Genomic DNA, 26,339 nt, shown 5'->3' with positions numbered 1-26,339 from the left:
ATTTGCAAAACGTTGGAGTATCCAAAGATCACCACAAATTGGGCTCGTCATACATGGGCAAGCCTGGCAAGGAACAAAGCCGGAATTTCGAAAGCTGATATTGACTTTTGCCTTGGACACGTCAACAACGATTATAAAATGGCAGATATTTATATTGAGATTGATTACTCTATATATGACGAAGTTAACAGAAAGGTTTTGGACTTATTGAAATAAATAATTTCGGTATAAGTTGCAATTTTAAAAAAATGCTTTTATTATTGCACTGAGTTAAGCGAGTTGGACATGAACGAAAGTTCGTGCTCCGGCTTTTTTTATGCCAAATTTTCACTACTGTTCTTAACACTTTTCTTCGCAACGCAGGGCGTCAAAATCAGACGCTATGCAAATTACAGAGTATAATCAATTTTTACATAACAAGATTAAGATTGCACCGAAACAGGGGTTTGATTTGGATATTGATCTGATCAACACGAGACTGAAGCCACATAACAAGATCATGGTGAAGTGGCTGGTCGAAGGCGGTAGAAGGGCTTGTTTTGCCTCTTTTGGTTTGCATAAGACCGTTACACAACTGGAAGCGGTCAGAATAACCCTGGAAAAGACAGGAGGTGGGAAGGGGTTGATTGTTTGCCCTCTTAATATCCGGCAGGAATTTGTTCAAGATTCCCGGAATATTTTAGGATGGGAAGTCTTGCCAAAATTCATCAGGCGAAATTCAGAGCTTGAAGGAGATGGTATTTACCTGACCAATTACGAAAGCATTAGAGACGGGAAGTTGAACCCGTCATTATTCAATGTTGCCTCATTGGATGAAGCATCCATACTAAGAGGCTTGGGCGGTTCAAAGACATTCCGGGAGTTCATGCGATTGTTTACAGGAGACGGAGGGCCTATGGGTTGCCGTCGTGGAGAGGATCAGGTGAAATATCGTTTTGTTGCCACTGCTACCCCTTCCCCAAATGATTACATTGAATTATTGGCCTATGCTGATTTTCTCGGGGTAATGGATGTAAGTCAAGCTAAAACTAGGTTCTTTAAACGTGATTCAACCAAAGCTGACAAATTAACACTTCACGCTCACAAAGAAGAGGAATTTTGGCTATGGGTGAGCAGCTGGGCGATATTCGTCAATCGGCCATCCGATATAACCATGAACCCAGAAGATGACAAAGGCTACATTCTCCCTGAGTTGGATTTAAGGTGGCACGAAATTCCATCCGATCACACAAAAGCCGGTACCGGTAAAGACGGCCGTCAATTTAAGATGTTCAATGATGTTTCGGCTGGAGGACTGCAAGGAGCTGCAAAGGAAAAGCGGGAGAGCCTAAATGATCGGATTGCAAAGATGATGGAGCTTCGTGAAGAGGACATCAACGCACACCGTATAATCTGGCACGACTTAGAAAAAGAACGCCATGAAATTGAAAAGGCCATACTGGATGTAGTTTCAATTTACGGTTCTCAGGACTACGAAAAGCGCGAACAGGCAATTTTAGACTTTACCTATGGTCGGTTTCGAGAGCTTGCAGCAAAGCCGGTAATTGCAGGTTCAGGATGTAACTTTCAAAGGCATTGTTCTTGGGCAATATACCTCGGAATTGGTTTCAAGTTTAATGACTTTATTCAATCCGTTCACCGACTTCAACGATTTCTGCAAAAGAACAAGGTCAGGGTTGATCTGATCTACACAGAAGCCGAAAGGGGCGTTCGTAAATCTCTCGAAACAAAATGGAAGAATCACAACAAAATGGTGCAAAAAATGACAGAAATAATTAAAAAATATGGCCTCTCACATTCTGATATGTCAAAGGCACTTACCCGAAAGATCGGAGTTGAAAGAGTTGTTATTGAAGGTCGAAAGTTTCTGGTAATCAATAACGATAATGTAGAAGAATTGTCAAGTCACAACAAGATCAAAGATGATTCAGTTGGGTTGATATTGACTTCAATTCCTTTCTCAACACAGTATGAATACTCTCCAAATTATTCCGATTTCGGCCATTCAGAGAGTAATGAGGAATTTTTTAAACAAATGGACTTTCTAACACCTAATCTGTACAAAAAACTAATGCCTGGGCGAATAGCAGCTATTCATGTAAAGGATCGGATTGTCCCGATGGGATTGAGCGGCATGGGAGTTCAGACGGTTTATCCTTTTCACGCTGATTGCATCAGGCATTATATCAATCATGGTTTTGCTTTCATGGGAATGAAAACAATTGTCACAGATGTTGTACGTGAGAATAATCAAACCTACCGTTTAGGATGGACTGAACAATGTAAAGACGGTACTAAAATGGGAGTAGGTATGCCGGAGTATTTATTATACTTCCGTAAGCCGGCAACCGACACGGCAAACGCCTACGCTGACATTCCTGTCGTGAAGGAAAAGAAGACCATCAGGAAAGAAGGTACCGAAAACCCAAACGGATATTCCCGGGCTCGATGGCAGATGGATGCAGCTGGTTACACAAGATCTTCCGGTAACCGTGGAATGAAACCCGAAGAAATTCAAAAGATCGCATCCATGGAGCCTGATAAGATTTTCAAGTGGTTCCGAAAATACACTTTGAACGAGATTTGGGACTTTGAAGAGGTGGTGACCATTGCGGAAACACTGGAGCTTCATGGCAAGCTTCCATCCGGATTCATGTTGCTGCAACCTCAGAGCTGGTCTGATGAAGTCTGGACAGACATTACCCGAATGCTGACCTTGAACGGATCACAATGGAGCAAAGGAAAAGAGATGCATCTATGTCCTATGCAATTCGATATAGCTGATCGTGTGATCGAGCAGATGAGCAATCCCGGAGAAATAGTTTTGGATCCATTTATGGGTATTGGAACCACTCCTTACAGAGCTATTCTAAAAGGGCGAATAGGTTATGGAATAGAACTAGCTCCTGGTTATTTCCTTGACGGCGTTTCATATTGCCGAGGAGCTGAACAAAACGTGGATATGCCTACACTTTTTGATGCAATCGATAAAATAGCAATTTAAATATAATTCTAAAAATCAATTTAATATGAATGGACAAATTACAGTATCAAGAAATGAACTGCTGAATAAGCTGACAGCAGTGGGAAAGGTCGTAAGCAATAAAAGCTTAATACCTTGTCACGACAACTTTTTGTTTGAAATTAATGATGGAGTTTTATCGGTCACTGGTGCGGACAGAGAGGGTAATATTACTAAAACGATCGAGTGTGTTTCTCAGTCGATGGAAAATTGTAAGTTCCAAATCGAGCACAAGATAATGCTTGATGGTTTAAAGGTTCTCCCTGAACAACCGTTAATAATTGATGTAGAAATAAAAGGAAGCTCTGGAAATGCAACGTTGAAGCATGAAAGCGGAATCTACAGAATCCCAGTAATATCAAACGATGACTTTTCTGTTATTCAGCAAAAGGCAGGAGAAACGATTCGACCAATTACACTTGAAAGTCATGTTTTGGTTGATGGTATAAAAAAGGTTATCGGATTTGCAGGTCACGATGAATTGAGGCCTATCATGAATAGCGTGCTTATGGAGAGTAAGGAAGGTAAATTGACCTTTACTTCTACCAACTCCAATATGATGGGTATTTACGAAGTATTCAATACTGACTTAGATGATTTCAATATTGTTTTGCCGTTGAAGTTTGGTAAGATTATTTCCGAACTCGCAGATGGAATAGATACTATAGAATTACAAATAGGAAGTCGAAATTTGACGGCCATGTTTGGCGATACTAAAATAGTGTACCGTTTGATAGAAGGCAATTATCCAAACTTCAGAGCGGTAATTCCACGAGACAATGACAAGGAAGTTAAAGCAGATGTAAAGAGCTTTAATGGAGCATTGAAAAGGACATCCATTTTTGCCAATAAGAGCTCACTTCTTGTTAGCCTTTCGATTTCAGATCAAAACTTAACAGTAAGTGGAAAAGATGATGATTTCCAAATGTCAGCTCAAGAGCAAATGTCTGTTGAGTATTCGTCCACTGAATTAATTGAGATCGGTTTTAAGAGCGAGTTTCTACTCCAATGTCTAAATGCTATTGATACTCCAGAAGTTAGAATCACAATGCGAGAATCAAACACAGCTGCTCTTATTTCACCAGTTTACGATGAAGGAGATGAATATCACTCTCTTACAATCCTAATTATGCCAATGATGATTGCCGTTTAATCACTATAAAAATCAAATCATGAATCTATTTACAGAATTATCAAACATGCTTCCAGATGGTGTTGATTTAAGCTTAACCATTAGGAAGAAAGGCGCTGAAGTTACAGTCAGCTTGATGCCAAAATCTAAAAAAGTCGATGATCCAGCTCAGTTTAAAATTCAGCCCTTGATAATCACCGGCACTCCTGAAGAACTAGATAATGAATTCGTTGCTGCGATTAAGTCACCTCTTTCACAATCAACAGGACTATTAGCTAACATGGCTGAACATGAAAAATCAGTAAAAGAAGCCGCGGCCAATAGCAAGGCTGAAAAGGATAAAAAGGATAAGGAAAAGAAAGAGGCTGAAGCTCGACAGAAGAAAGAAAAAAAGCTGTTTGAAAAGGCCGATGAGCAGGAAAATGAAGAAGATTATCGCGGTGCAGTCAAAACATTAACTGCTGTTTTGGAAGTCACTTCAGACACTCAAAAAATCCAAACAAGGATTACTGAATTAAAAGAGAAGTTGAATCAAAATAGCCTATTTGGCGGGGAGTAATAATTATGGCACTAGATATTAAAAGTTTAACGCGAGTATTTAAATATGACGGCAATCAGCTGTCCGATCCAAATAAAAACTTCTCTCCTGATGAAGTGATGAACTTCTATTCGAATACCTATCCAGAGTTGACGACATCAACTGTTCATGGCCCGGAAATCGATGATGAAAAGGCAGTGTATGAGTTTAAAACCACAGTTGGAACGAAAGGATAATGAAGAAATGCAAATCGAAACGAAACATAGAAGAATTTCACCGGGCTTTAGGGCGAGTATTCTTGCAAGAAAAAAACAGGTCACAGATACAACACGGAGTCAGAGAACGTCAAAAGAGGCGTTCTCCTCCGGCTGTAGTATTGGATCCAGTATTCTGAATGAAACTTTCAATTCAATCATTCATTCGTCGAGCGAAAGAGTTAGGATGTTCCGTGAACACAACCTTAAATTGGAAGACAGTGTAAAATACCTGTTCAATTCAGCAAAAAACTATTGTCAGTTGCTGAATAAGGATTTTAAAACCACACTTACCGGAAATCATTATACTGACATTTTCAGGATCTATCAAGAACTAGATGCTTCGATTCCATCTACGCACGAACTGAATATTGATGCTTGCGAAGGAGATGGAGGACATTTATTTTTTACTGTTTATGCTACATCCAAATTTCCGGATCAGTTTGTATTTCTGCCTTTGAAATTTATCGACCATATGTCTTCTACAATGGCTGGGATATTCAAAGAGTTTGTGGCTTTATTTTCTCAATCTCAGTATATCAATGTGCCTGGAGATAACGAAGACTATGATTATATAGTTGAATGTTGGCTCCCCGAGGAATTATACAATGATGAACTCGATGAACAGTGCAAGGATTTAGCTAAAGAGTACACAGACGGGAGAATACCAGAGTTGTTCAGAGAGATAAACAATATTGAAGTCGATTCAAAACGACTCCTTGAGAAGTGTATGACTCCCAATAAATCATTAAATAACAAGGATAAAGAGCTTCTATCAGTAATCGTTAGTGGCATTTCATTAATGGAAAACAATTCTCTTGGGAGATTTGACTATTCGGAGGATAGAGACTCTTTAGGTGAATTTGAATATGACGGTAGGGCTATGGTTGAGTTTGACCGTACCCTTGCGGTGCTTTGGGATGATGATGATTTCATCGGCCAAAATTTACAGGAATTCATCAATTGTGACATTGGAGAGTTCGGGTGTAGTGGTCCAACTCAATATATTATCCTTTCTCCGGAGACAAAAGAAACCCTGTCAGTATCAGAATATCCTATGCAGTTTCATAAATGGTTTTGTGAATTATATGAAAAATTAGAAGCTTATGAACAGCATAACTGAAAAACTAACAGCCAATGTCGAGCCTAAAATGGCGATTATTGTCTATGAAGGTGTTGGTGATTACTACCTTGAACGTCGGGATATCATCAATGGAAAGATGACAGCTGGAGTTCCATTGACAGAGGATTGCCTGAGCGATATATCAGAAGTGATTTCACATACATCTGTGAAAATGATTCATGGCCTTATCCCATCTTATATGCTTTACGCTGATCCAAGGCCTGGTAATGAAAAATACATCTGGTACCGGAAGCCTGAAAAACGACAGATGTACTTTACTAAGGCATTAAATATTCCAAATGGAGAGATCAAGCTCCCGGGTCTTGTGTACATGGTCGAAGGTAAAACTCTATCTGTATTTGCAGTAAAAAGTAAGGCCAGGGTGGGAATGAGCACTAGACTGTATTCTGCTCCATTCTTCAACGTTAGTAACAACGCGAAAGTCTGCATGGGAAATGCAAAAATGAAATGGCCGGAAGAGCTTACTTATGATAGAATTATCCAGTACTGGGAAGATAAATTTTGGCTTTCTGAATTCGATCATATCTTGGGTAGTAACCCAATAAAAGGAAATCTAAGCACCATTACCAAGCGCTGTATTAAAACCGGTTGTGACTTCCCATTGGACGAGTTAAAGCCATTGGAAAAATTAACCCTCAAATCTCTATTGAAATGAAAAGAGTGCACTACACAGACAAATACCTTCTCAATCCGTCACACCCTGTGACAGTCAATCTGATCGGTGTTGGTGGTACCGGAAGTCAGGTGTTGACAGCATTGGCCAGAATTGATCACGCACTATACAAATTAGGGCACCCCGGATTACACGTGAGAGCGTATGATCCGGATATTGTTGCTGAGAGTAATCTTGGTCGTCAGCTTTTTAGTGAATCTGATCTAGGCGTAAATAAAGCCGATGTTTTCGTAACCCGTGTCAATAGGTTCTTTGGTCTATCCTGGGAAGCAATTCCGGAGAAAGCTCAGTTGAACGATTCTATCTGTCACGAGTTGGCCAATATCACAATCACCTGCGTCGATACTCTTCAGTCCAGAATTGATCTGTATCAAGCGTTAAACGAATCAAATACCCATCAAAGCACCGAAAACAGACCTATATACTGGATGGACTTTGGGAACACTCAAAAGACCGGACAGGTTGTTCTTGGCTCTATAAGACAAATTAAGCAGCCAAATATTCAAGATGTCGAAACAGTTTCAACGCTCAAGACTATTGGAGAGCTTCATGATCTTTCAAATGTGAAGGATAAAGATTCTGGGCCCAGCTGCTCTCTGGCTGAAGCTTTAACCAAACAAGATCTGTTCATTAACTCAACCTTGGCGCAAATTGGGTGTGCAATCCTCTGGAAGCTTCTTAGCTCCGGTTCCATTGATCACCATGGGGCATATTTAAACTTAGAATCTATGAATGTAAATGCAATTAAGGTATGAGTAAAAAGACCTCATACTTCAGTCACGATAGTAACGCTCGCAATGATGAGAAGATTCTCGCCATGCGGATGAGACACGGTGCTGAAGGGTATGGAGTTTATTTCATGCTGATTGAACGTCTTCGCGATGAAGCCGATTATACGAGCGTCAAAGATTACAATATGATAGCTTTTGACCTTCGTGTTAGTGCTGAAAAGGTTAAATCTGTTGTCCAGGACTTCGGGCTATTTTCATTTACCGATGACGGTAAGCGATTCTACTCCGAAAGCTTCATGGAAAGGATGAAATTGAAAGATGAAAAAACCAAAAGACGTTCAGACGCTGGAAAAAAAGGGATGGAAAAACGGTGGAATGGTAAAAAAGATAACAATGTTACAAAAACGGATAGCAATGTTATAACAAAAGACAAAATTCCGATAACAAGTAAAGTAAAGGAAAGTAAAGTAAAGAATAATACCCCCTTACCCCCCAAGGGGGAACCTGATGGTGGTGATGTTTCTTGGAAGAAAGATATCAAAATCTATTTGAAAGAATTACGAATTGCTTATCGGAAGTTGATTGAAGATCCTGAGTATATCCGGACACAGGAAAAATTTCACCCGAATGTAGACATCAAACTTTCACTTGAAAAAGCTTGCACTAATTTTTGGGCGACTGATGCCGGGTGGACGCACAAAAAGAAAAAGCGATCCAAGGACATTAATTGGAAAACCACGCTGACCAATGCGATCGACATGAATAAGGTTTATAAGCCAAAAGATGGTGAGGTTACAGCAAGTAAAGAACCCTACAAACCAGACAAATGGTAGACAAGAAAAATAATAGAAATCAACGCGATAAAACAGAGGATATAAATTCCAAATACGGGAAATTGCCTCCTCAGGCTATTGATGTTGAAGAGGCTGTTTTGGGCGCCTTGATGTTAGAGCGTGATGCTTACCAAATTGTTTCAGCTATTGTTGATACCGAGAGTTTCTATAAGCAAGAGCACCGTAAGATATTTGAAGCAATAAAATACCTTTCCACACATGAGAAACCTGTCGATCTGATGATGGTGACTCAGCAACTGAAAGATATTGAAACACTGGACGCAGTGGGAGGTCCACTTTATATTACGCAGTTGACAAGTCGGGTGGCCTCGGCAGCTCATATCGAATTTCACGCACGTATCATTGCTCAGAAATATATTCAACGTGAATTGATTCGGGTGTCTTCTGAAATCCAGACCAGCGCATATGATGATAATATCGACATTGAAGATTTACTATCGGAAGCGAGAGGTAAGCTGAGTGATATCGACAATTTTATGGCTGGTAGCAACCCGGGCAAAACAACAAAAATAGTTGCAAAAGAGGCCGTTGATGAGCTTGAGGCAGATGTTGAAGCGTTCAAAAATGGATTGTCTCCTGGTATTACGACCGGAATCCCCACATTGGATGCTGCCACCGGAGGCTGGAGGGATACAAATCTTATCACCATAGCTGCCCGCCCTGGCGTTGGGAAAACGTCGTTTGCATTGCACCTGGCAGTTACAGCTGCAAGGCAAGGCAAGTGGGTTAATTTTTACGGATTAGAAATGAAAAGTTCAGATCTATTCAGGATTCTACTATCAGGTGAAACTGATATCGATCGCTCCGATATCAGGGATGGAAGGATTGAGGAACCAGATTGGGCAAAGATCAATATTGCTGTTGGGGAACTAGAAACGCTACCTATTCTTTGGAATGATAACCCAGATATGAATATCAATCAAATTGTTGCAAATACACGTCGAAACAGAAAAGCCGGTAAGTGTGATATGATCATTATTGATTATTTGCAGCTTGCAGCTCCATCCGATAAAAAGGCTATCAGGGAGCAACAAATAGCAGATATTACCAGAAAGTTGAAGCAGGCAGCTTTGCGTGAAGAGATACCAATTCTCGAACTATCGCAATTGAATAGAGACATTGATAAACGAACAGACAAAGAGCCTAATCTTTCTGATTTACGAGAATCCGGAGCAATCGAACAGGATTCAGACGTGGTTATTTTCCTTTATGAAATTTCTGGTGAGATTAAACTGAAGATATCAAAAAACAGAAGAGGCAAAAAAGGTCATCCGGAATTCTGGGCAAACTCAGAAAAGACCAAGTTTTCAGATAAGAACCCAGCTGAAGAATTACCTTTTGATCTTGTGCCAGCAAATGAAGATTTTTCAAACGGTAAAGATGATCAACCCTTTTAAAATAGAACCATGATAACAGCCAAATCAACATTTGAGGAAATATTCGGCGATTATTCAAACGCCTATACTGAAGAAGAAAGAAAAGAACGATGGGAGCAGTGGAAAAAAGCCAACTCGCAAAGCACTGTGAAGTACTGGATAGACACGCAAGCATGTCATGGATGTATCCATTTGGATTTGGACAATGCCTGGTGTAAGGATTTTGGCCTTCCATGTACCGTTAATCCGATGTTCGGCTTCAGCATGCTTGGGATGGCCTGTGGAGGATGTGGATTGGAAAAACAACAGATGGAATTATTCTCAGCTGATCTATTTTAATATATGGACAAAGAAATTACCAGATACATCGAACATCGATACGCCAGGTGGCTCGATTATTCTCTTTTCCATTGCACGCAGGCTGGGATATCTGATGAGGCCAGTGACGTTCTTAATGAGGTGGTTTTGTATCTTCTTGAGAAGAATGAATGCAAGCTACTGACGCTCTATAACACTAAAAAAGGACAATATCGCGAACTCGATTTTTATGTGCTTCGGATGATCAAGTTGAACATCTACTCTCCGACATCTCCTTACCAGAATCGATATAAGCCTATCCCAAAAGAAGAGGTTGAGCTTTCTTGTATTAAGCTTGTTGATTTTGATGATGATGATGATGATGATGACAAACCGGCTAGAATATTTGATCAAATAAATCAGGTCAGGACTATTGCCGATGAATTGAACCTTTCTGATAAGGCTAAGCGGATATTTAAACACCGGTTTATACTTGGGTTGCCTTTAAGTGAGTGGGATGGTCCGGAACAGAAGAAAGAGCTTTATGAAACCTATAACAAGGTTGTAAACCTGATTAAGCAAAAATTGAACGGGAAGACATTGATATGATAGAAATGCAAACGTTATTTGCATTTTGGTAGCCCATAATTGACCGTATTTCAATTTTTATCTCAAAGATGACAAAACTATCATGCGCAAAATTTAAGTGGCTAAAAACAGCCTTAAAATCAATTTTGCAAATTAGCCTAAAGAGGTAATTATTAATTTTGCTCTATCAAATTTTAATAAAGCACTTGATAGAGCAAATAATCTGCCCTGTCAAATTTTAACAAAGCACGGTACAAAGCATAGTATAAAGCACATGATAAAGCATTAGTAGTATAAATAAACAAAGAACAATAAACATATATGTAGCTGAAAATTTTTATATTCAAGGCTTTAATCTTTAACCCTTGAATATAGTTATGAGTGAAAATTTAAAAAAAATCAATGTAGATTATTCTGGAAGCCTAGTTAAAACAACAAAAGTTATTGGTTGGCTGTTTTTCGTCTTTGGTGTTATTGGCGACTTATTCTTTATTTTTAGTACCGAAAGTTGGCACAGGGATGAAATCGTTTTAGACGCTTTTAAAATACTTATTATGAGTATTCTGTGGTTGTTGATGTTTCTGGTGGTATCTAAGGCGCTGGAACATCTTCTGTTTATGAGAAAAATAGCAGAGCAGAAATCCGAGCACGAAGGATATGAGATTAAAAAAGTAAACGACGACTATTGATGTACTTGCCTTCATTAATAGGCACATACATCTAACCTTTTTTATCAACCTTTAGTTTAACCCCACAATTGGGGCAAGTGAAATCAAAATCGCTTGCCCCTTCTTTCGTTGGCTCAAACAAATCTCGGATATCTACATCCAAAACATTCGCTATCTCTATTAATACTTCCTGTCTCGGGAATGTTTTTCCGCTGACAATTGCTGACATCCCAGTTGTTGAAATTCCTACTTTTCCTGCTAAATCCTTTCCTGTCACACCTTTGTCCTGTAACAGTTCTTTTAATCTTAGTACTCCCATATTTTAAAATTTTATGAAGCAAATATACTAAAATTTAGGTTTAAGTTGAATAAAAATAAAAATAATTTAGGTTTTGCTTGTATGGTATTTAGGTTCTGCTTATATTTGTTGTATAATAATTCAGTTAATACTTGAATCATGAAAGACATACTCACATCAGAATTCCCAGAACGAAGCGGCAAAAATTTAAATGCAGCCAAAATGCGGATAGTAAACGAAGAAGGTTTACAAGAGTATTTAAACTCGTACGAGTGCTATTTAAACACCCAATGGTTAAGACACCACGAAATTCAGAAAGAAATGAATCGGGTACGCTGGAGCACCATTTACGAAATGCAGAAGAATTATAAATACAACTAAAAATAAATACCATGTTAACAGATGCAGAAATTAAAGAATTTACAAAACGTTCGGGCCCAGATGCATTAGTAAGAATGCTAAACAGTAGCAAAGATGATCTTATACGCTTGCTTTATAGCGAGATAAATTTAAAAAATAAGGCTTATTTCTATCTGGTAGATAAGGGGTTAATGTCTGAGTTTAGTAGCTACAAGCCTGAATTCTCAGAAAACTGAAAGCGGTTTATATTTTAATCCTGAAACGTTTCAACCCGTGGAATGGACGCCCGGTAAAAAAAGAATTTAAGCGGAAAGGAGTAAGAAGCTGTCGTCCATATTAGGCTTCCGAAACTTTACCGCTTTTTTTATTCACCTAAATTAAAAATCATGAATGAAATTATTAAAATAAAACAACACCAAGGCCGGCAGCTTGTAGATGCACGTGAACTTCACGAGTTTTTGGAAGTACAAACACGGTTCAACGATTGGGTTATAAATCGAATCGATAAGTTTGGGTTCGAAGAAAATCAGGACTTTATATGTTTTACTGAAAATTTAGTAAAACCCCAAGGAGGTAGACCCTCTAAAGAATACGGCCTCACCCTAGATATGGCCAAAGAATTATGCATGGTTGAGAATAATGATAAAGGACGTCAGGCTCGGAGGTACTTTATTGACATGGAAATGAAGGCCAAGGCAATTTCAGCTAAAGAGGTTGATTTCTCAGACCCTACAACTGTTCTAAGACTTGCCCAGAACTGGAAGGAAGAACAGGAAAAACGCATTGAAGCCGAAGAGAAAGCACTCGTTTTAGCGGAACATAACCGTAAAATGAAACCCAAAGCTTTATTTGCAGATGCAGTTGCTACCAGCGATAGAAGCTGCTTGGTTGGAGAACTAGCAAAAGTTTTAAAGCAAAATGGCATTGATATGGGGCAAAATCGTATGTTTAAGTGGCTTCGGGCAAAGGGATATCTTGGATCAAGAGGCGAATATTACAACCAGCCAACACAAAAAGCAATGGAATTAGGTTTATTTGAAATGAAAAAAACCACGATCAATAAACCAGATGGTACTGTGTTGATTAGTACAACATCGAAAGTGACCGGAAAAGGTCAGATATATTTTGTGAATAAGTTTTTAAATTCACAAAAATTGGCCTAGAGCTATTAATAGTGGCAAAGAGACGGGTGGGTGTTACTATAAAAATATTTCGTCGTTTTATATTTTAAAGCATGGCCATAGTTAAATTAACACCTAAACAAGAGGCTTTTTGTCATAAATACATTGAGGCCGGTAATGCATCTGAAGCTTATCGTCATGCTTATTCATGCGCCAAAATGAAACCTAACACGATAAAGCGAAAAGCAAAAGAACTAATCGATCATAATAAGATTTCGGCAACTATACGGCTACTGCGTTCTGAATTAAAAAAAAACTCTGATATACGAAAAGAGGACATTTTAGAAGAACTTTCATGTGTCGCATTTTCTGACATTCGGGATTACGTTGATTTTGATGGAACAAAAATAACATTCAAGGATTTTAGTAAGCTAACTGACAAGCAAGCAAAGGCTATTGAGGGCATTAAACAGAATGCTCACGGGATTGAATTAAAGTTACACGGCAAATCCTGGACAATTGAGAGGATTTGTAAAATGCTTGGCTACGATGAGCCAGATCAGCTTCAAGTATCAGAAAAAGGGTCTGTTCCAATCACTGCCTGGCTGAAGAAAAACAAATCACCCAACTCAGATGAAGAATGATAGAAGTTCAACCGGTCTACGAACCTCTGTATGAGAACAAGGATAAATTCATCATACTTGTAACCGGGGGCCGTGGTTCCGGGAAGTCGTTTAATGCCTCTACTTTTCTGGAAAGACTTTCATTTGAAGAACTACATAAAATTCTATTCTCAAGGTATACGCTTACTTCTGCCGAGGTTTCTATTATTCCCGAATTTAATGAGAAGATAATTCTAGACGGAGCCGAGGAACATTTTGCAATTAACAAAAAAGACATTGTAAATAAATTCTCAGGCAGCGAGATCATGTTCCGGGGAATAAAAACATCTTCCGGGAACCAAACCGCGAATCTTAAATCGATACAGGGATTAACAACATTTGTTGTAGATGAAGGTGAGGAATGGGTTAATGAAGAGGACTATGATAAGATAGTTCTATCCATTCGTAAGAAAGGTATCCAGAACCGGGTGGTTATTATTATGAACCCGTCAGATGTTAACCACTTCATTTATGAAAAATATCTCAAGGACACGCATAAGATTGTTGAGATTGATGGAGTTGAAGTCCAGGTAAGTACTCACCCGAATGTCTTGCATATTCATACAACCTACTTCGACAATGAAGAACACTTATCAGAAGAGTTCAAATCAGAAGTTAAGCAGATTCGAGACAAAGCCATTAAAGATTCTACAAAAGCCGATGGCACTATTGATAAGCACAAGTTCAACAAATCGAAGTATGCTCAAAAGATTATTGGTAGATGGGCCGAGAATAGCGAAGGAGTAATATTCACTTCTTATGAAATAGTACCATGCATTCCGGACTGGGTTAAAAAGCGTGGTTTGGGTATGGATTTTGGATTCACAATCGACCCTACAGCTATTATAGAATGTGCTTACGATCCTCTGAATAATGACCTGTATGTTGATGAGCTAGCCTATCGCACACAGATGTTAGGCAAGGACATTATTAAGGAACTGAAGCCACATAACCACTTTAAGGTTATATCTGAAAGCGCCGATCCTAGGTTGATAACTGAAATTCGAAATGGTGGTATTAAAATACATCCTGTAGACAAGCCCAAAGGTTCGGTAAAAGCCGGTATTGATAAGATGCTTGAGTTAAATCTTAAGATAACCGAAAACTCAAACAACATACTTAAGGAGCGTAAACATTACACATGGGATACTGATAAAGATGGAAAGTACATAAATGAACCAATTGATGACTGGAACCACGCTATGGATGCTATCCGATATTGGGTTTGGTACAATATATTGGGACGAACTGGTAAAAAGAAAAAACGTCAAGTGGCAAAGTCTACAGGTGCACGTTAAATTCTATCCCGATGTCTTTCATTAATTATACCAATAGCGTAAATTGCATTCTGTTTAATTAAAAATCAAATTTTATGGAATACAGTTATGTTTGGGAAAAGTTCTTTGGCGCGATGATGTCATTGGTAGGTGAATTACCATTAAGGGCTCGTTTGGAATATGCAGCACAGTCTATCATTGCGCTGAAACATCAAACAATCCCTGAGGATGTAAAGGATGATGTTATGTCATTAATCGAAGATTTAACAAGTGGGAATCCTGATGGGGAAGAAGGTAAAATACATGCAACAATTAAGCGAATGTCAGATGAAGAAGCAAGAGATACTGCTAAGCGTATTTTAGGCTATTATGACAAGATCGCTAGACATCGAAGACCCCATTAGAAACGCATTGTACCAAAAGAAATAGGCCTCACTTTAGTGGGGCTTTTATATTTTAATAACTATTTGAAATCTCTTATATTTTAAGAGAAAGAATATGCCGGATATATATTCTATTCTCGAAAATGAAGACTTCAATCAGGTTGTTACTGAGTTGTGTGTTGATACGATAGAAGGACGGGAGCCTCGCGAATATCTTGACGAATACAAAGGTGAACGGACCAGGAGAACTACTTCTGTTGGTTGGCGGGAGCCGAAAAAAATGGAGGTATTCTCTGACACACTTACTGATAAGGATGGTAATGCTTTAAAGCTTGAAGATAAGGTTGTTGAAGTAGCTAAGATTATCACCAACTTTCCCAAGAAGATAGTTCGTACCTCTGTGGCATTCATGTTTGGAGGTCGAATGCACATCAACGCAGATGATCTCAATGATGGCGTGGAAGAATTCAAGGAGCTATGGGAAAAGAAACTAAAAATGCACTCCTTGTTAAAACAGTTTGCCAGGACTGTTCTCTCCGAAACAAAAGCAGCTATTGTCTTTTATCCAAGAGCATCAGTGCATTGGTCTGGAACAAAAACAATAACGCTTAGTGCTAAACTCCTCAAGCTCCCCGAACAGCAAGATATTGAGTCTGATTTCTTCCCTCACTTCGATGACAATGAGGACATGGATGGTTTTATTCATAAAACCCAAATCCGAATTGATAATATCCTTAGAGATAAGATTGTCATTTGGACCAGGGAAAAGATGATAATAGCTTTGAAAAGCTATTCAGATTGGCAAATCACTGAATCTGTAAATCCGTTTGGATTAATACCTGTTGTCTATGCCGATATCCTTGCTCCGGAATGGGATGAAGTTGCCCCGGTAATGGATGCCCGGGAAATGAGACTTTCAAGAACAGCTGATACCAATGATTATTTTGCTGAGCCGATTATGAAGGTGTTCGGTGAATCTAATTTGCCAAGCAAGGGGACGGTGGGAAAAGAATTACAATTCCCGGTTGAATATGATGAGGACACAGGCAAACCGATTCATGGTGATGCTGATTTTCTAGACTGGCAACAATCTATTGATTCAGTTAAGAAAGAGCTTGAGGAGACTAAGAACGAGCTGTTCAGTGGTTCTTCAACTCCCGACCTTTCATTTGATAACTTAAAAGGTATGGGTAATCTATCCGGTGTTGCCCGTAGATTCATGACGCTTGATGCTCAAATTAAGGCATCTGAGAACTTAGAAACCTTTGAGCCGGCAGTACAACGATGCGTTTCAGTTGTTATGGCCGGAATCTCAAACATCACAAATATCAAGTACAGAAGCCAGCTTGTTAACAATTGGATATCAGTAACCTTCGATTCTATTCTTCCTAAAGATCCTGTTGAAGACGCTCATGTGCTCAATATCGCAGGTGGCGGCAAGGCTTTCAACTCTCGAGAAACAATTGTTGCTAAGTCACCACTTACTGCCGCAGGTGATGTTGAAGATGAGATCAAAAGAATAGAGGAAGATGAAAAGAAGGAATCTGATCGGAATAATCAGATTGGATTGAATGCATTTGGAGGAGAGTAGTAACTAAAGCAAAAATATTATGAATAAAGGATTTGTATCATCAGAAATGGCCGCAGGGCGCATATCGTCTCATAAAAAAATTACAGACCTGACAAATGGTTTTAAGTTGGAAAATGGAACACATTTTACTCTGTTTATTGTACCGAAGGCAAATGTAACGGCCGGAGTAATTGGCGTTCCGGATAATGCCGGTTTGATGGTCGATTGCAAGTTATATCAGGACGATGATAGTTCTGATTTTCCAGTACTATTTAATCAATGGACCGAAGCCGCTATTCAAGAGATATCAGCGGACGCAATCGACTTGACTACTTATGATGTCTACTGGGGAGCTCCTGTTAATGTTCAAGAATCATAAGCTATGAGATTAGGACTGAATATAGGAATTGGGAAGGTTCGAAAAGCGGCAGTGTTGAACTACCAACTTCCAATTTTGCCAGCATATGCAGCAGTGCTGGAAGCAATGACCGTTAAGCCTTCTGAATCTGATCAAGTTGCACAAAATAAAATGATGTCTGGTTTGGATAGTTTAAATGTTTTATCCAGATGTGAATTTGTGGATGTTTGGGCTACGCACGATAGGCAATCAGCAAAACTAAATTGGGTAAACCCAGGTACATTCGATCCTACCGAAGTAAATACTCCTGTATTCGATGCTTATGAGGGGTTCAAAGGTGTTTCGGCAACTAACTCATGTTTGAAATTAAATTTTAATCCTTCAACACAGGCTACGAAAGTTGGGCAAGATGACGCTTGCGCTATCATTGGAGTTGGGGATGATTTAGATGAAGAAAATGCTGTAGATTTTGGCTCTACACGATTCAGAATTAATGCAAAAAAGACTTCAGTAAATGGTTATGAGACAAGCTTGTCAGAGTTCTATACAAATGGTAATTGGAACTCAAACACAAAAAAACATTATGCTATTTCTAGAAACAATGGTGCTAATTATGATATTTATATAAATCGTTCTAAGTTTAATGTAGAGCACGCTACAAATACAGTCAGTTCTGGACTTGGAACAGACATGTATGCTTGTGCGTTTGGATATCTAGGTAGCCCGTCAAATTATAACAATAAGCATTTGCGGTATGCAATAGTCTGTAGTTATTTAACGCCAGCTGAGGTTCGTGCTGTGATGGACATAATGGAAGAGTATTTGCAAGCTGTTGGAACAGGTTTAGTAGCAACTCCTCGAATTAACTTAGCAATAGAGGGACATTCTTTTATGACCATCAGCAATTCTTATACTAGGATAGGACATAAAATAGCTGATTCTCTTAATATTGTTCAAAATAACAATAACGCCGTCAATGGTAGCACAATAGCAGGGGCTGTTTCGCGCTCGGCTGCACTTGATGCTATGCTTGATGCTAGTCACGATAACTATTTGGTTGTGTGGCTGGGCGTAAACGAGATTGACAACACAGTTGGTAGCGGACAAGCGGCATACGATGCACTTAAACCTTATATCCAAGCTCGTTTAACGGCAGGTTGGGATAAAATCTTAGTATATACATGCACCCCAGCAACTCTTAGTGGACGTGGTGCTGGAAGTCAGTTTGAAACAGTTGAACGCCATATCTTCAATGATAATTTACGGGATGATTTATCATTGCTTAATGGGGTTTATATTTTAGACACAGACACTGTTTCAGAGTTAGACGATCCTACAAACACAACCTATTATTCAGATGGATTGCATCTTACTCCTGATGGGGGAGATTTAGTTTCCGCCCAATTGGCTTTAGGCAAAATAAATCTACTGAACGTCTAATTGAAATAGTTTTCATTTGGGGCTTGTTGAACTATTCTATTTTTTTTAAAACTAAAAATAATAATTTGAGGTGTGGTGTTGAACGATGTTGTTGATTAGAGCAGAATGATGAAGGGACGAACACACCTCAATTTATAAAAACTAGAAATTAGCATGAAAAAACTCTTGTTCACATTGATATTGATTACTACTTCGGCTGTATGCTTTTCGCAGTCGTATGATTTTCGAGGAGGAAATAATGAAAATGTATATGCAGAGTTTTACTCGATAAAAACAGGCCGAGTGTATACTACAGATGTGTTTTTATTGAATTTGTTTGACAATGCAACACTGGTCGAAGGCAAGGATACTTTAGAATCAGCTGCAAATGGATTTCAGATCCGTTTGAATTTTTTCTCTTATAAAAAGAACGGGATACAGATTGCGAATATTCAAGGGGATTTAATTTCTGTTAATGATTCCGGAATTATACGCATCAAGATGTGGGATAACAAGCTTTATGGATATTGCAAGGTCAATGAAGTTTTTGCATTTGCAGGATCACTTACAGTCAATCTAAAAGGCGTTAAAAACGTGCCTCAGCGAAAGAAATTACTATTTAAAGATTCATCCCGCAAACGAATGTGGGATAATCCGTGGTTAGGAAAATAAGCACACACGTTCAATTTCACGATAAAGTAGTACGGAGACCGGGGGTGTTGACCCCCGGTTGTTCGTGCTGCTAAGTAAAAAAGAGTAAAATGAAAACAACAGCATTACAAGATCATCAAGGTAAAACAAGTATAAGTCGGTTAATAGCCGTGGTTGTTATTTTTTCAGCTTTGGTAGTGGTGTTCGCTATGGTCTTTTTTTGCTTTATCCACGCAGACAAAGCAGTCGGTATACTTGGGGTTACTGGCGGATTATTTACAACGATATCAGGTCCTACATTCTTCTTTCTATACAACCAAAAGAAGCTTGAAAAATGAAATCAAGCCTATCATTCCATGAACGTAAACACTTGGAGAAGCTCCTCCAGCAACAATCAAGCATCAAATATATATTCGATGCTTTTGTTCGTAGAATTGGGGTGCACATGACCGGATGGTCTGATTCGGGCAGTGAAGGTGTTTGGATAAGGAATGCTAATGTTGAAAAAGCAATTGAAGAAGAGCTTTCTCAATTGCGCGATGATATTATTGAAAACGTAAATAGATTTTCTTCGGACGCATGGAACAGAAGTAATGTCAAAGCTGATGATCTCGTAACTTCATTCATTAAGGACTTATCCATTGGAGAGGTAGCAAGGAAGGGTATGTTTGCCAGAAATGAAGAGGTGCTTAAAACCTTTCTAAATCGGAAGGTTGAAGGATTAAGCCTTTCTGATCGAATCTGGAATATCACTGGAACTGCAAAAGATAACATTGAACATTATCTTTCTTCAGGATTATCAACCGGTCGGCCAGCAACATTAATTAGTCAGGATGTAAGGCAGCTTTTGAAAGAGCCTGACAGAAGATTCCACAGAATAAGGAATGCAGATGGTAAGCTCGTTCCTTCTGCTCCTATGGAAGCATACAAGCCGGGGCGGGGAATTTACCGATCGAGTTACAAAAACGCCTTGCGACTTGCTGTAACCAATACTAACGAAATATATCGCATTACTGATCATGAACGGTGGCAAAACATGCCATTTATTAAGGGGGTAGATATACGCCGATCTCCATCAAATAGAGGAGCATGTCCTATCTGTGATGCAATGGTTGGTAAATACCCTAAAAGCTTCCTTTTTAAAGGTTGGCACCCCTGGTGTATCTGTATCGCCACTCCAATTTTGATGGAGGAAGATGCATTTATCGATTCGCTTGTTAATGATGATTTTTCTTCAGCACAATATATTCAGGACATACCAAAAGGACCGAGGAGCTATCTCGAGGATATGCTTGCAAAGAAAAACGTTTCAACAAAGTCATATCTGTTTGTTGACAATGCTAAGTATTTCGATAATGCAATACCCATCAAGGGTAACGGTTCTCTCAATATTCTTCATGGTGTGGACAAATCATCTCCGGATTACAATAGCGTGTTAAAAGCATGTAAAGGGTTTTCCGAGTCAGGTAGGTCTGTTGAGATACTACCGCGAGTCCATCCGAAAGATAAACGGTACCAGCAAATATTTGGAAAATTAAATGGTACAAAGTATCAAGGTAAAAGCCCTGACTTCACCGTTGATGGGAAATTTTTTGAGCACGAAGGCTTTAGAACTAAGAATCCCAAAAGGAACTACAGTAACATGATGAATCGAGGATTAAAGCAAAGTTCACGGATAGTCATAGAAGATTGTGGTATATCTACGCGCTATATGAAAAACAATATTATAGCCAGGATTAAGAGTGGACAGAAAATAGATGAAGTATGGCTTTTGTCTGCGAAGGGTGAATTAAACAAGGTCTATTAAAAACAGAAGCCTGGCACAATGTGTCAAGCCCTGTGGTTCATCGAAGCCGTAGCATCGAGACCACAAAGATACAATATTCCCTGCCAATTATCAAAATCGGTAAAAATACCTCCACTTTATATTTTAAGTAAAGTCAAATTAAAACTTTTAAGAATGACAATACTTGAATTACTCCAAAAGAACTGCAAAACCAAAGGTGTAGATGCTAAACACGCCGCGAGGATTGAAAAAACATTGAAGGTCACAAAGGCCGAAGACGTTGAAACTGCTGTCGACAATTTCAAAGAAAATATTCTCCCGGTGATTGAAGAAGCTGAGGCTACTGCAAAGAAGGATGCTGAAAAAGAAGCTAAAAAGACAGCATCAAAAGAAGCTGTAAAAGCTTGGAGAGAAAAACATGGTCTTGAAGAGGATGGAAAGCCGGTGAAAAAAGAAGATCCAAAGCCAGGCGAAGATGAACCGTCTTGGTTTAAGACTTATCGTGAGCAAAAGGATCAGGAGATTGAAGATCTGAAGAAAGAAATCAAAACCGGCAAGACAGAAGCTGTCACTGCTGAAAGAAAATCTGAAGCAGTTAAGTTGATCGGTGGTGCAAAGCTTCCAGAATCATGGGTTGGTCGTGTTGATCTGACTTCTGAGACACCTCTGGAAGATCAAGTCGAGGCTCTGAAAACTGAATACACCGAAATCCAACAAACAGCAATCAATGCCAAGGTTGAATCAGGTGAATATTCGCCAAGTTTCCAGCAGCCAAAGGAACGCTCTGAAGAAGAATGGGCCAAATTAATGGACGAGAGCGAAGAATCAAGCGACCCGGGTGTGGTTGACTTGGGAATTAAGTAATAATCAAAAATAGTAAGTTATGTACAGAAAAACTGAAAAGGAATTCCAATACCATCCCGGGATCGAAAAAGTCTTGATGGATGTAATTGGTGGTGGTACTATCGATCGTTCAGATCTTGATGTATCATTTTTAGGAGTACAGTTGAAGGAGCTTCCACCTCTGACAATTGTTGGCAAGGACTCCGGTACTGGTGTCTACCATGTCGTGAAAACAGCAAAGGTTCATGCTGATGCTGCTGACGCTGATACGGACTATCCGGTGAAGAAGAACCACCTTTTTAAAGTCGGTGATAAAATTACCGCTTCTGGATTGGCAGAGATTGCTAACACAATTTCGGCTATCGACAAAAGCAATGCTGATTACGATGTAATTACGGTTGCTTCTACTCTTGATGCTGTTTCAGAAGGTGATGTTCTTGTTCTTGCCAATGCTGATGCTGCTGCAGGAAGTGCTGCCTACAAATACACTCCAGAGTGTATCACGATGAACAAGGTTGATCTTACCGTTGCCAATCAGCAATCAGGGTTGCTGGAAGCCGGAAAGGTTAATGAGTCAGTAATGCCCTTTCCAATCGATACGGCCTTGAAAGCTAAACTCGATGGAATTCGCTTTGTGTAATCTATTAATTCTTAGATAAATGGAAAGATCGTTAATCAAACAAGTAAACCAAAAGAATATGACAGCACGGCTTAGAACCAATAAGGTTAAGCCTGTGTACTACCCAAACTTCTTTGGTATGAAGAAAAAGACTTCCCTGAAATGGGAAACTCTTGTTGGTGAAAAAGGTGCTCCTGTTATTGCTGATGTGATCAGCTTTGACGCTTCAGCTCCTCAAAAAACCCGCGAAGTAATCTCTAAAATGTCTGGGGATATCCCTAAAACAGCTGTGAAGCGTGGTATGAACGAAAGTGAGTACAACGAATATAAGCAGTTGGTACGTGATGCTCAGAATGATTCTGATCAATTGGAAATCCTTAACCTGGCATTCAAAGATCAGGACTTCGTTTATAACGCTGTTCGAGGTCGTTTCGAGTGGTGGTCAATGCAGTTGATGAGCCGTGGTGGTTTCTTGTTGAATGCCGCCAATAACGCCGGTGTTGTTACTGCTGAGTTTGTAGGATGTGGAATGCCATCAGAGAATAAGTTGGTTGCTGATACTAACTGGGATACTTCTGCAACCGCAGATGGTATTGCTGATATTGAAGCTGCTGTTGAAGCTGCTGATGCAAAAGGTATTGAGCTGAAATACGCCATCATGCGTAATGATGAGTTTTTGAAACTCAAAAAGCAAGCAGCAACTATCGCACGAATTAAGGGCTGGAAGCAGCTTACCAGTAATGTAGTTGCCAACAAGGAAACGATCAATCAATACCTGGAAGCTGAGGGGCTACCAACAATTGTGATCGTTAGACCTTCCGTTCGCATTGAGGACAAGAGCCACAAGCGTACTACCGTTAATCCTTGGGAATCTCGTAGGGTTACTCTGGTTCCTGACTTGAGTATTGGCGATGTGCAGCATGGTCCTATTGCCGCGGAAACTTCCGAGGCTGTTAAGAAGAAAGCTATTACCACTAAGAGAGACTTTGTTTTTCTTCAGAAGTGGTCAACACTGGATCCGTTCAAAGAATGGACCATGGCTGAAGCTAATGCGATTCCGGTGATCAATGATCCAGAATCCATGTGGATCATCAAGGCTGATGGTGTAGCATGGAGTGGAACCGAAGATACAGAAGGTACTGATAATGTTCCTGCATACTTCTTAGGAGAAGAGGTAACAGAGGAGTAGGCGAAGTTTGCAGAACATGACAGTACTTGAAGCCATAAAGTCAACCGTAGCAAAGCACTTGCAAGATCATTTGGATGCGAACACATTTGAACGTATTCTAACAGATCGAGGGCTTTCTGCTGCGGCTGACTATGGCGATTCTTCTGAAGAGTTTGAGCTCGCTAAAGCTGATGTTTATATAACTCTTATCACTGTTCCGAATATTTCTGAGGGTGGATATCGAATCTCTATAACTGAGAAAAAAGAGCTTAGAAAGCTCGCTAACGATATTTATCGAAAGTATAATGAACCCGTTGTCGGTCAGATAAAAGTCCCAAGAGGTAGAGCTTCAAAAAGTTGGTAGTATGCAATATCCGGATTCAATAATTGTCAGATGGAAAACTGATCCGGTAAAAGGAGCAGGTGGCCAATGGACACCAGGTGAAGACGTAAGTCACACGTTTAAGTGTCGCAAAGAGGCCAATACTAAGGCCAGAACAATACCCGGAGCTGATGGATCGATGATTTACTATTCTTACTTGGTGTACATGCCCCTTACTACTGTTGGAATACCATACGGTGCCGATTACGAGTTAAATGGCAGTCATAAGGGCAAGGTTAAAGGTGCAAACAACGGACAATTAAATTCCAGAATATGGCTTTAAAAGCAAGATTTGATAAAAACGCTTCGATAGCTGAGCAGATGAAAGTTGTTCAGCGAATTGAGAACGATGTCATACAAGCGATGCGATATGCTGGTGAAAAGTTTGTTACCGATGCCAGATCAATGACAAAGGAAGCTGGAGGATTTGGAGATGTCACAGGAAATCTCCGGGCAAGCATTGGCTACTTCATCATGAAGAATGGTCGAATAGTTGAACAGAAATTTGAAGATCAGCGCCAAATAGCAAAAGAAGCTGCTATGGCTGTTTTGAATTTAGTTGGATCAAGCTCTGAATTGAAGCTTATCGGGGTTGCTGGAATGAACTATGCTTCTGCAGTTGAAAGCAGAGGGTATAATGTTATCTCGTTTCAAGCTGATGCTGCTATCGTTGATCTGACAAGTTTTTTCAATGCAATTGAAAGGAAGAACAAATGAAGTTATCAACTTATTCGGCTGATCAGGTTTATTCATTGCTTGAAGGAATTGAGACACCAAAGCATTTACACAGCAAACCAACAGGTTTAGAACAGGACGAATACATTGTTGTTAATTCTCTACCTGTACCAGCTGGAGTAATGCAAGGGACTTATGTGAATGTCAACTGCCATGCGAAGGATATACGGGCCACAAATATGACAGGTATTCCTAACAGGTCTAAAATCGATGCAATGGCCAACGCTGCTTTGTCCATTCTTGAGAAGGTAACATTAACTGATATGCTCGTTGACTTTGAGAAATCTGAGTTATTCAGAGAAGAACAATTTGATGAGCATTATATGAATTTGAGATTTAAAGTAAACATTATCAACTATTAAAAAGAATTAAAATGGCTAAATACTTATTTTCGCTGAAAAGCACAAAGTACGGTGCTCCTACGGGGTTAAACACAATGCCAGATGCTGGTAGTATGACAGCACTGCCAGATACCGTAAAGGGATCCGTATCTCTAAACGAGAGTGATCCACAAGTGTCAAAATTTCGCACTGATCAGAAGAAAGCACCAATCCGAGTTGTAAAAACAGAAGATGGTGAGTTTTCAGTAACAATGCAGTTTTATGACATGACCTATGATGTTCTTGAAGCCATTAAGGGGGGAACATCAGTTGCTGCTGTTCCAGCCACTTCTCCTGCAGCTTGGCAAAATGGAGCATCATTTGAGGACATCGAAAAAGCCCTTGAATTGGAGCTTGATTCAGGACAAAAAATACTGATGTACAATGCTTACATTGAAACAAAAATCAACGGTAGCGGAAGCCGCGACGGAATGATTGCTGTAGAAATGAAGGCGACAGCTCAATTAGCAGCTGATTTGTCAGGAGATTATGAAATTAAAGATGTAGATATTCCAGCATAATAAACTCCCCGGGATTCTCCGGGGAATTTTTATTTCTATGAAAAAAAATAATATTTCTATTGAAGCCGCAAATCTCATTTTGGGCGAAACAGGAGAATCCGATAAGTTTCAGGTTAGATTCTGGAAATATTTAAAATTGAACTTATCGATACCCTATTTAGATGCCAATACCATTGTTCGGATATCCAGAGAACTGTCAAAAGTCGAGAGTCCGAATGTTGACGCTGATATGTTTACTGAAATGATGCGTACAGCTAAAAATTTAAAATTTGAATGTAGGGCTATTGCAATTGCAACTGGATCCTGGTTCCCATTTTTAAGCAGATTAATTGGCAAAGGAAAACCAAAAGACATAAGGCAATTACTTGAAATTATAAAAGAGAAGTCCGATCCGGAGGCTTTTTTTTTAGGTATAAAGTTGGCCAAGGGGCTAGACAAACTAAAACCAAGGGAAAACTTGTCGGCGGCGAAACCATCTGGGGACGCATAGCTGTAATCCAGAAAACACTTGGTATTTCCACCAAAGAAG

35 protein-coding genes are annotated in these 26,339 nt (G+C 39.5%); 34 read left to right on the top strand and 1 reads right to left on the bottom strand.

Annotated elements, in window-relative coordinates; genetic code table 11:
• The 13 genes from ACTB00_RS13335 to ACTB00_RS13275 form a co-directional block, all read left to right on the top strand.
• Positions 1-216, top strand: a 216-nt coding sequence (locus ACTB00_RS13335; RefSeq protein ID WP_463300418.1) for a hypothetical protein, incomplete at its 5' end; no start/stop codon positions are given.
• A 166-nt stretch (positions 217-382) separates the two neighbouring features.
• Positions 383-3,004: a DNA methyltransferase gene (locus tag ACTB00_RS13330; RefSeq protein ID WP_463300417.1), complete on the top strand. Its 2,622-nt coding sequence runs from the start codon at positions 383-385 to the stop codon at positions 3,002-3,004.
• 25 nt (positions 3,005-3,029) lie between these two features.
• Positions 3,030-4,175, top strand: coding sequence for a DNA polymerase III subunit beta (gene dnaN / locus ACTB00_RS13325; RefSeq protein ID WP_463300416.1), 1,146 nt, complete (start codon positions 3,030-3,032; stop codon positions 4,173-4,175).
• A gap of 19 nt (positions 4,176-4,194) precedes the next feature.
• Positions 4,195-4,713, top strand: a complete 519-nt coding sequence (locus tag ACTB00_RS13320; protein WP_463300415.1) for a PRTRC system protein E — start codon at positions 4,195-4,197, stop codon at positions 4,711-4,713.
• Positions 4,714-4,718: 5 nt separating this feature from the next.
• Positions 4,719-4,928 carry a PRTRC system protein C gene (locus tag ACTB00_RS13315; RefSeq protein ID WP_463300414.1) on the top strand — a complete coding sequence of 70 codons (210 nt, stop codon included), beginning with the start codon at positions 4,719-4,721 and terminating at the stop codon, positions 4,926-4,928.
• Positions 4,894-6,069 carry a hypothetical protein gene (locus ACTB00_RS13310; RefSeq protein WP_463300413.1) on the top strand — a complete coding sequence of 392 codons (1,176 nt, stop codon included), beginning with the start codon at positions 4,894-4,896 and terminating at the stop codon, positions 6,067-6,069. The genes ACTB00_RS13315 and ACTB00_RS13310 overlap by 35 nt, the downstream gene beginning before the upstream one ends.
• Complete coding sequence (locus tag ACTB00_RS13305; RefSeq protein WP_463300412.1) at positions 6,053-6,745, top strand: hypothetical protein; 693 nt, start codon at positions 6,053-6,055, stop codon at positions 6,743-6,745. The genes ACTB00_RS13310 and ACTB00_RS13305 overlap by 17 nt, the downstream gene beginning before the upstream one ends.
• Positions 6,742-7,518, top strand: coding sequence for a PRTRC system ThiF family protein (locus ACTB00_RS13300; protein WP_463300411.1), 777 nt, complete (start codon positions 6,742-6,744; stop codon positions 7,516-7,518). The genes ACTB00_RS13305 and ACTB00_RS13300 overlap by 4 nt, the downstream gene beginning before the upstream one ends.
• A complete protein-coding gene (locus ACTB00_RS13295; protein ID WP_463300410.1) occupies positions 7,515-8,327 on the top strand; it encodes a DUF4373 domain-containing protein in 813 nt (270 codons plus the stop codon). Before ACTB00_RS13300 ends, ACTB00_RS13295 begins: the two co-directional genes overlap by 4 nt.
• Entirely contained in the window at positions 8,321-9,745 is a 1,425-nt protein-coding gene (locus ACTB00_RS13290; protein ID WP_463300409.1) for a replicative DNA helicase, read from the top strand. The genes ACTB00_RS13295 and ACTB00_RS13290 overlap by 7 nt, the downstream gene beginning before the upstream one ends.
• A 9-nt stretch (positions 9,746-9,754) precedes the next feature.
• Positions 9,755-10,063, top strand: a complete 309-nt coding sequence (locus tag ACTB00_RS13285; RefSeq protein ID WP_463300408.1) for a hypothetical protein — start codon at positions 9,755-9,757, stop codon at positions 10,061-10,063.
• Positions 10,064-10,066: 3 nt separating this feature from the next.
• A complete protein-coding gene (locus ACTB00_RS13280; RefSeq protein WP_463300407.1) occupies positions 10,067-10,630 on the top strand; it encodes a hypothetical protein in 564 nt (187 codons plus the stop codon).
• A gap of 356 nt (positions 10,631-10,986) precedes the next feature.
• Positions 10,987-11,298, top strand: a complete 312-nt coding sequence (locus ACTB00_RS13275) for a hypothetical protein (RefSeq protein WP_463300406.1) — start codon at positions 10,987-10,989, stop codon at positions 11,296-11,298.
• A 31-nt stretch (positions 11,299-11,329) separates the two neighbouring features.
• On the opposite strand, the gene ACTB00_RS13270 is transcribed toward ACTB00_RS13275, so the two are convergent.
• Complete coding sequence (locus tag ACTB00_RS13270) at positions 11,330-11,596, bottom strand: helix-turn-helix domain-containing protein (protein ID WP_463300405.1); 267 nt, start codon at positions 11,594-11,596, stop codon at positions 11,330-11,332.
• Between the two features lie 138 nt (positions 11,597-11,734).
• On the opposite strand from ACTB00_RS13270, the gene ACTB00_RS13265 reads away from it, so the two are divergent.
• The 21 genes from ACTB00_RS13265 to ACTB00_RS13165 all read left to right on the top strand — a co-directional run bounded on the left by ACTB00_RS13265 (position 11,735) and on the right by ACTB00_RS13165 (position 26,300).
• Positions 11,735-11,956 carry a hypothetical protein gene (locus ACTB00_RS13265; protein ID WP_463300404.1) on the top strand — a complete coding sequence of 74 codons (222 nt, stop codon included), beginning with the start codon at positions 11,735-11,737 and terminating at the stop codon, positions 11,954-11,956.
• A gap of 11 nt (positions 11,957-11,967) precedes the next feature.
• The gene (locus ACTB00_RS13260) at positions 11,968-12,171 is read left to right on the top strand and encodes a hypothetical protein (RefSeq protein ID WP_463300403.1); all 204 of its coding nucleotides are present in this window, start codon (positions 11,968-11,970) and stop codon (positions 12,169-12,171) included.
• Positions 12,172-12,321: 150 nt separating this feature from the next.
• A complete protein-coding gene (locus tag ACTB00_RS13255) occupies positions 12,322-13,098 on the top strand; it encodes a phage antirepressor KilAC domain-containing protein (protein WP_463300402.1) in 777 nt (258 codons plus the stop codon).
• 71 nt (positions 13,099-13,169) lie between these two features.
• A complete protein-coding gene (locus ACTB00_RS13250; RefSeq protein ID WP_463300401.1) occupies positions 13,170-13,700 on the top strand; it encodes a terminase small subunit in 531 nt (176 codons plus the stop codon).
• On the top strand, positions 13,697-15,016 hold the full coding sequence (locus ACTB00_RS13245; RefSeq protein WP_463300400.1) for a PBSX family phage terminase large subunit: 1,320 nt from the start codon (positions 13,697-13,699) through the stop codon (positions 15,014-15,016). Before ACTB00_RS13250 ends, ACTB00_RS13245 begins: the two co-directional genes overlap by 4 nt.
• Before the next feature lie 74 nt (positions 15,017-15,090).
• Positions 15,091-15,399, top strand: coding sequence for a hypothetical protein (locus tag ACTB00_RS13240; protein WP_463300399.1), 309 nt, complete (start codon positions 15,091-15,093; stop codon positions 15,397-15,399).
• Positions 15,400-15,493: 94 nt separating this feature from the next.
• Positions 15,494-16,969: a phage portal protein gene (locus ACTB00_RS13235; RefSeq protein WP_463300398.1), complete on the top strand. Its 1,476-nt coding sequence runs from the start codon at positions 15,494-15,496 to the stop codon at positions 16,967-16,969.
• A gap of 19 nt (positions 16,970-16,988) precedes the next feature.
• Positions 16,989-17,327 (top strand): hypothetical protein, encoded by a 339-nt coding sequence (locus ACTB00_RS13230; protein ID WP_463300397.1) that lies wholly within the window; start codon positions 16,989-16,991, stop codon positions 17,325-17,327.
• A gap of 3 nt (positions 17,328-17,330) precedes the next feature.
• Positions 17,331-18,746, top strand: a complete 1,416-nt coding sequence (locus ACTB00_RS13225; protein ID WP_463300396.1) for an SGNH/GDSL hydrolase family protein — start codon at positions 17,331-17,333, stop codon at positions 18,744-18,746.
• 153 nt (positions 18,747-18,899) lie between these two features.
• The gene (locus tag ACTB00_RS13220; protein WP_463300395.1) at positions 18,900-19,397 is read left to right on the top strand and encodes a hypothetical protein; all 498 of its coding nucleotides are present in this window, start codon (positions 18,900-18,902) and stop codon (positions 19,395-19,397) included.
• Between the two features lie 89 nt (positions 19,398-19,486).
• The gene (locus ACTB00_RS13215) at positions 19,487-19,714 is read left to right on the top strand and encodes a hypothetical protein (protein WP_463300394.1); all 228 of its coding nucleotides are present in this window, start codon (positions 19,487-19,489) and stop codon (positions 19,712-19,714) included.
• Positions 19,711-21,183, top strand: coding sequence for a hypothetical protein (locus ACTB00_RS13210; protein WP_463300393.1), 1,473 nt, complete (start codon positions 19,711-19,713; stop codon positions 21,181-21,183). The genes ACTB00_RS13215 and ACTB00_RS13210 overlap by 4 nt, the downstream gene beginning before the upstream one ends.
• A 153-nt stretch (positions 21,184-21,336) precedes the next feature.
• The gene (locus tag ACTB00_RS13205; RefSeq protein ID WP_463300392.1) at positions 21,337-22,026 is read left to right on the top strand and encodes a hypothetical protein; all 690 of its coding nucleotides are present in this window, start codon (positions 21,337-21,339) and stop codon (positions 22,024-22,026) included.
• Between the two features lie 19 nt (positions 22,027-22,045).
• On the top strand, positions 22,046-22,645 hold the full coding sequence (locus ACTB00_RS13200; RefSeq protein ID WP_463300391.1) for a hypothetical protein: 600 nt from the start codon (positions 22,046-22,048) through the stop codon (positions 22,643-22,645).
• Between the two features lie 19 nt (positions 22,646-22,664).
• Entirely contained in the window at positions 22,665-23,813 is a 1,149-nt protein-coding gene (locus ACTB00_RS13195; protein WP_463300390.1) for a major capsid protein, read from the top strand.
• Positions 23,814-23,829: 16 nt separating this feature from the next.
• Positions 23,830-24,156, top strand: coding sequence for a DUF6706 family protein (locus ACTB00_RS13190; protein ID WP_463300389.1), 327 nt, complete (start codon positions 23,830-23,832; stop codon positions 24,154-24,156).
• 1 nt (position 24,157) lies between these two features.
• Complete coding sequence (locus ACTB00_RS13185; RefSeq protein ID WP_463300388.1) at positions 24,158-24,457, top strand: hypothetical protein; 300 nt, start codon at positions 24,158-24,160, stop codon at positions 24,455-24,457.
• Positions 24,448-24,891, top strand: coding sequence for a hypothetical protein (locus ACTB00_RS13180; protein WP_463300387.1), 444 nt, complete (start codon positions 24,448-24,450; stop codon positions 24,889-24,891). Before ACTB00_RS13185 ends, ACTB00_RS13180 begins: the two co-directional genes overlap by 10 nt.
• Complete coding sequence (locus tag ACTB00_RS13175; protein ID WP_463300386.1) at positions 24,888-25,271, top strand: hypothetical protein; 384 nt, start codon at positions 24,888-24,890, stop codon at positions 25,269-25,271. Before ACTB00_RS13180 ends, ACTB00_RS13175 begins: the two co-directional genes overlap by 4 nt.
• Positions 25,272-25,282: 11 nt before the next feature.
• On the top strand, positions 25,283-25,810 hold the full coding sequence (locus tag ACTB00_RS13170; RefSeq protein ID WP_463300385.1) for a hypothetical protein: 528 nt from the start codon (positions 25,283-25,285) through the stop codon (positions 25,808-25,810).
• 37 nt (positions 25,811-25,847) lie between these two features.
• On the top strand, positions 25,848-26,300 hold the full coding sequence (locus ACTB00_RS13165) for a hypothetical protein (protein ID WP_463300384.1): 453 nt from the start codon (positions 25,848-25,850) through the stop codon (positions 26,298-26,300).
• The last annotated feature ends 39 nt before the right edge of the window (positions 26,301-26,339 follow it).

It is taken from the genome of Sunxiuqinia sp., assembly GCF_055140945.1.
The sequence above is the reverse complement of the archived record's forward strand: the minus strand, read 5'-3'. Positions and strand labels throughout refer to the sequence as shown.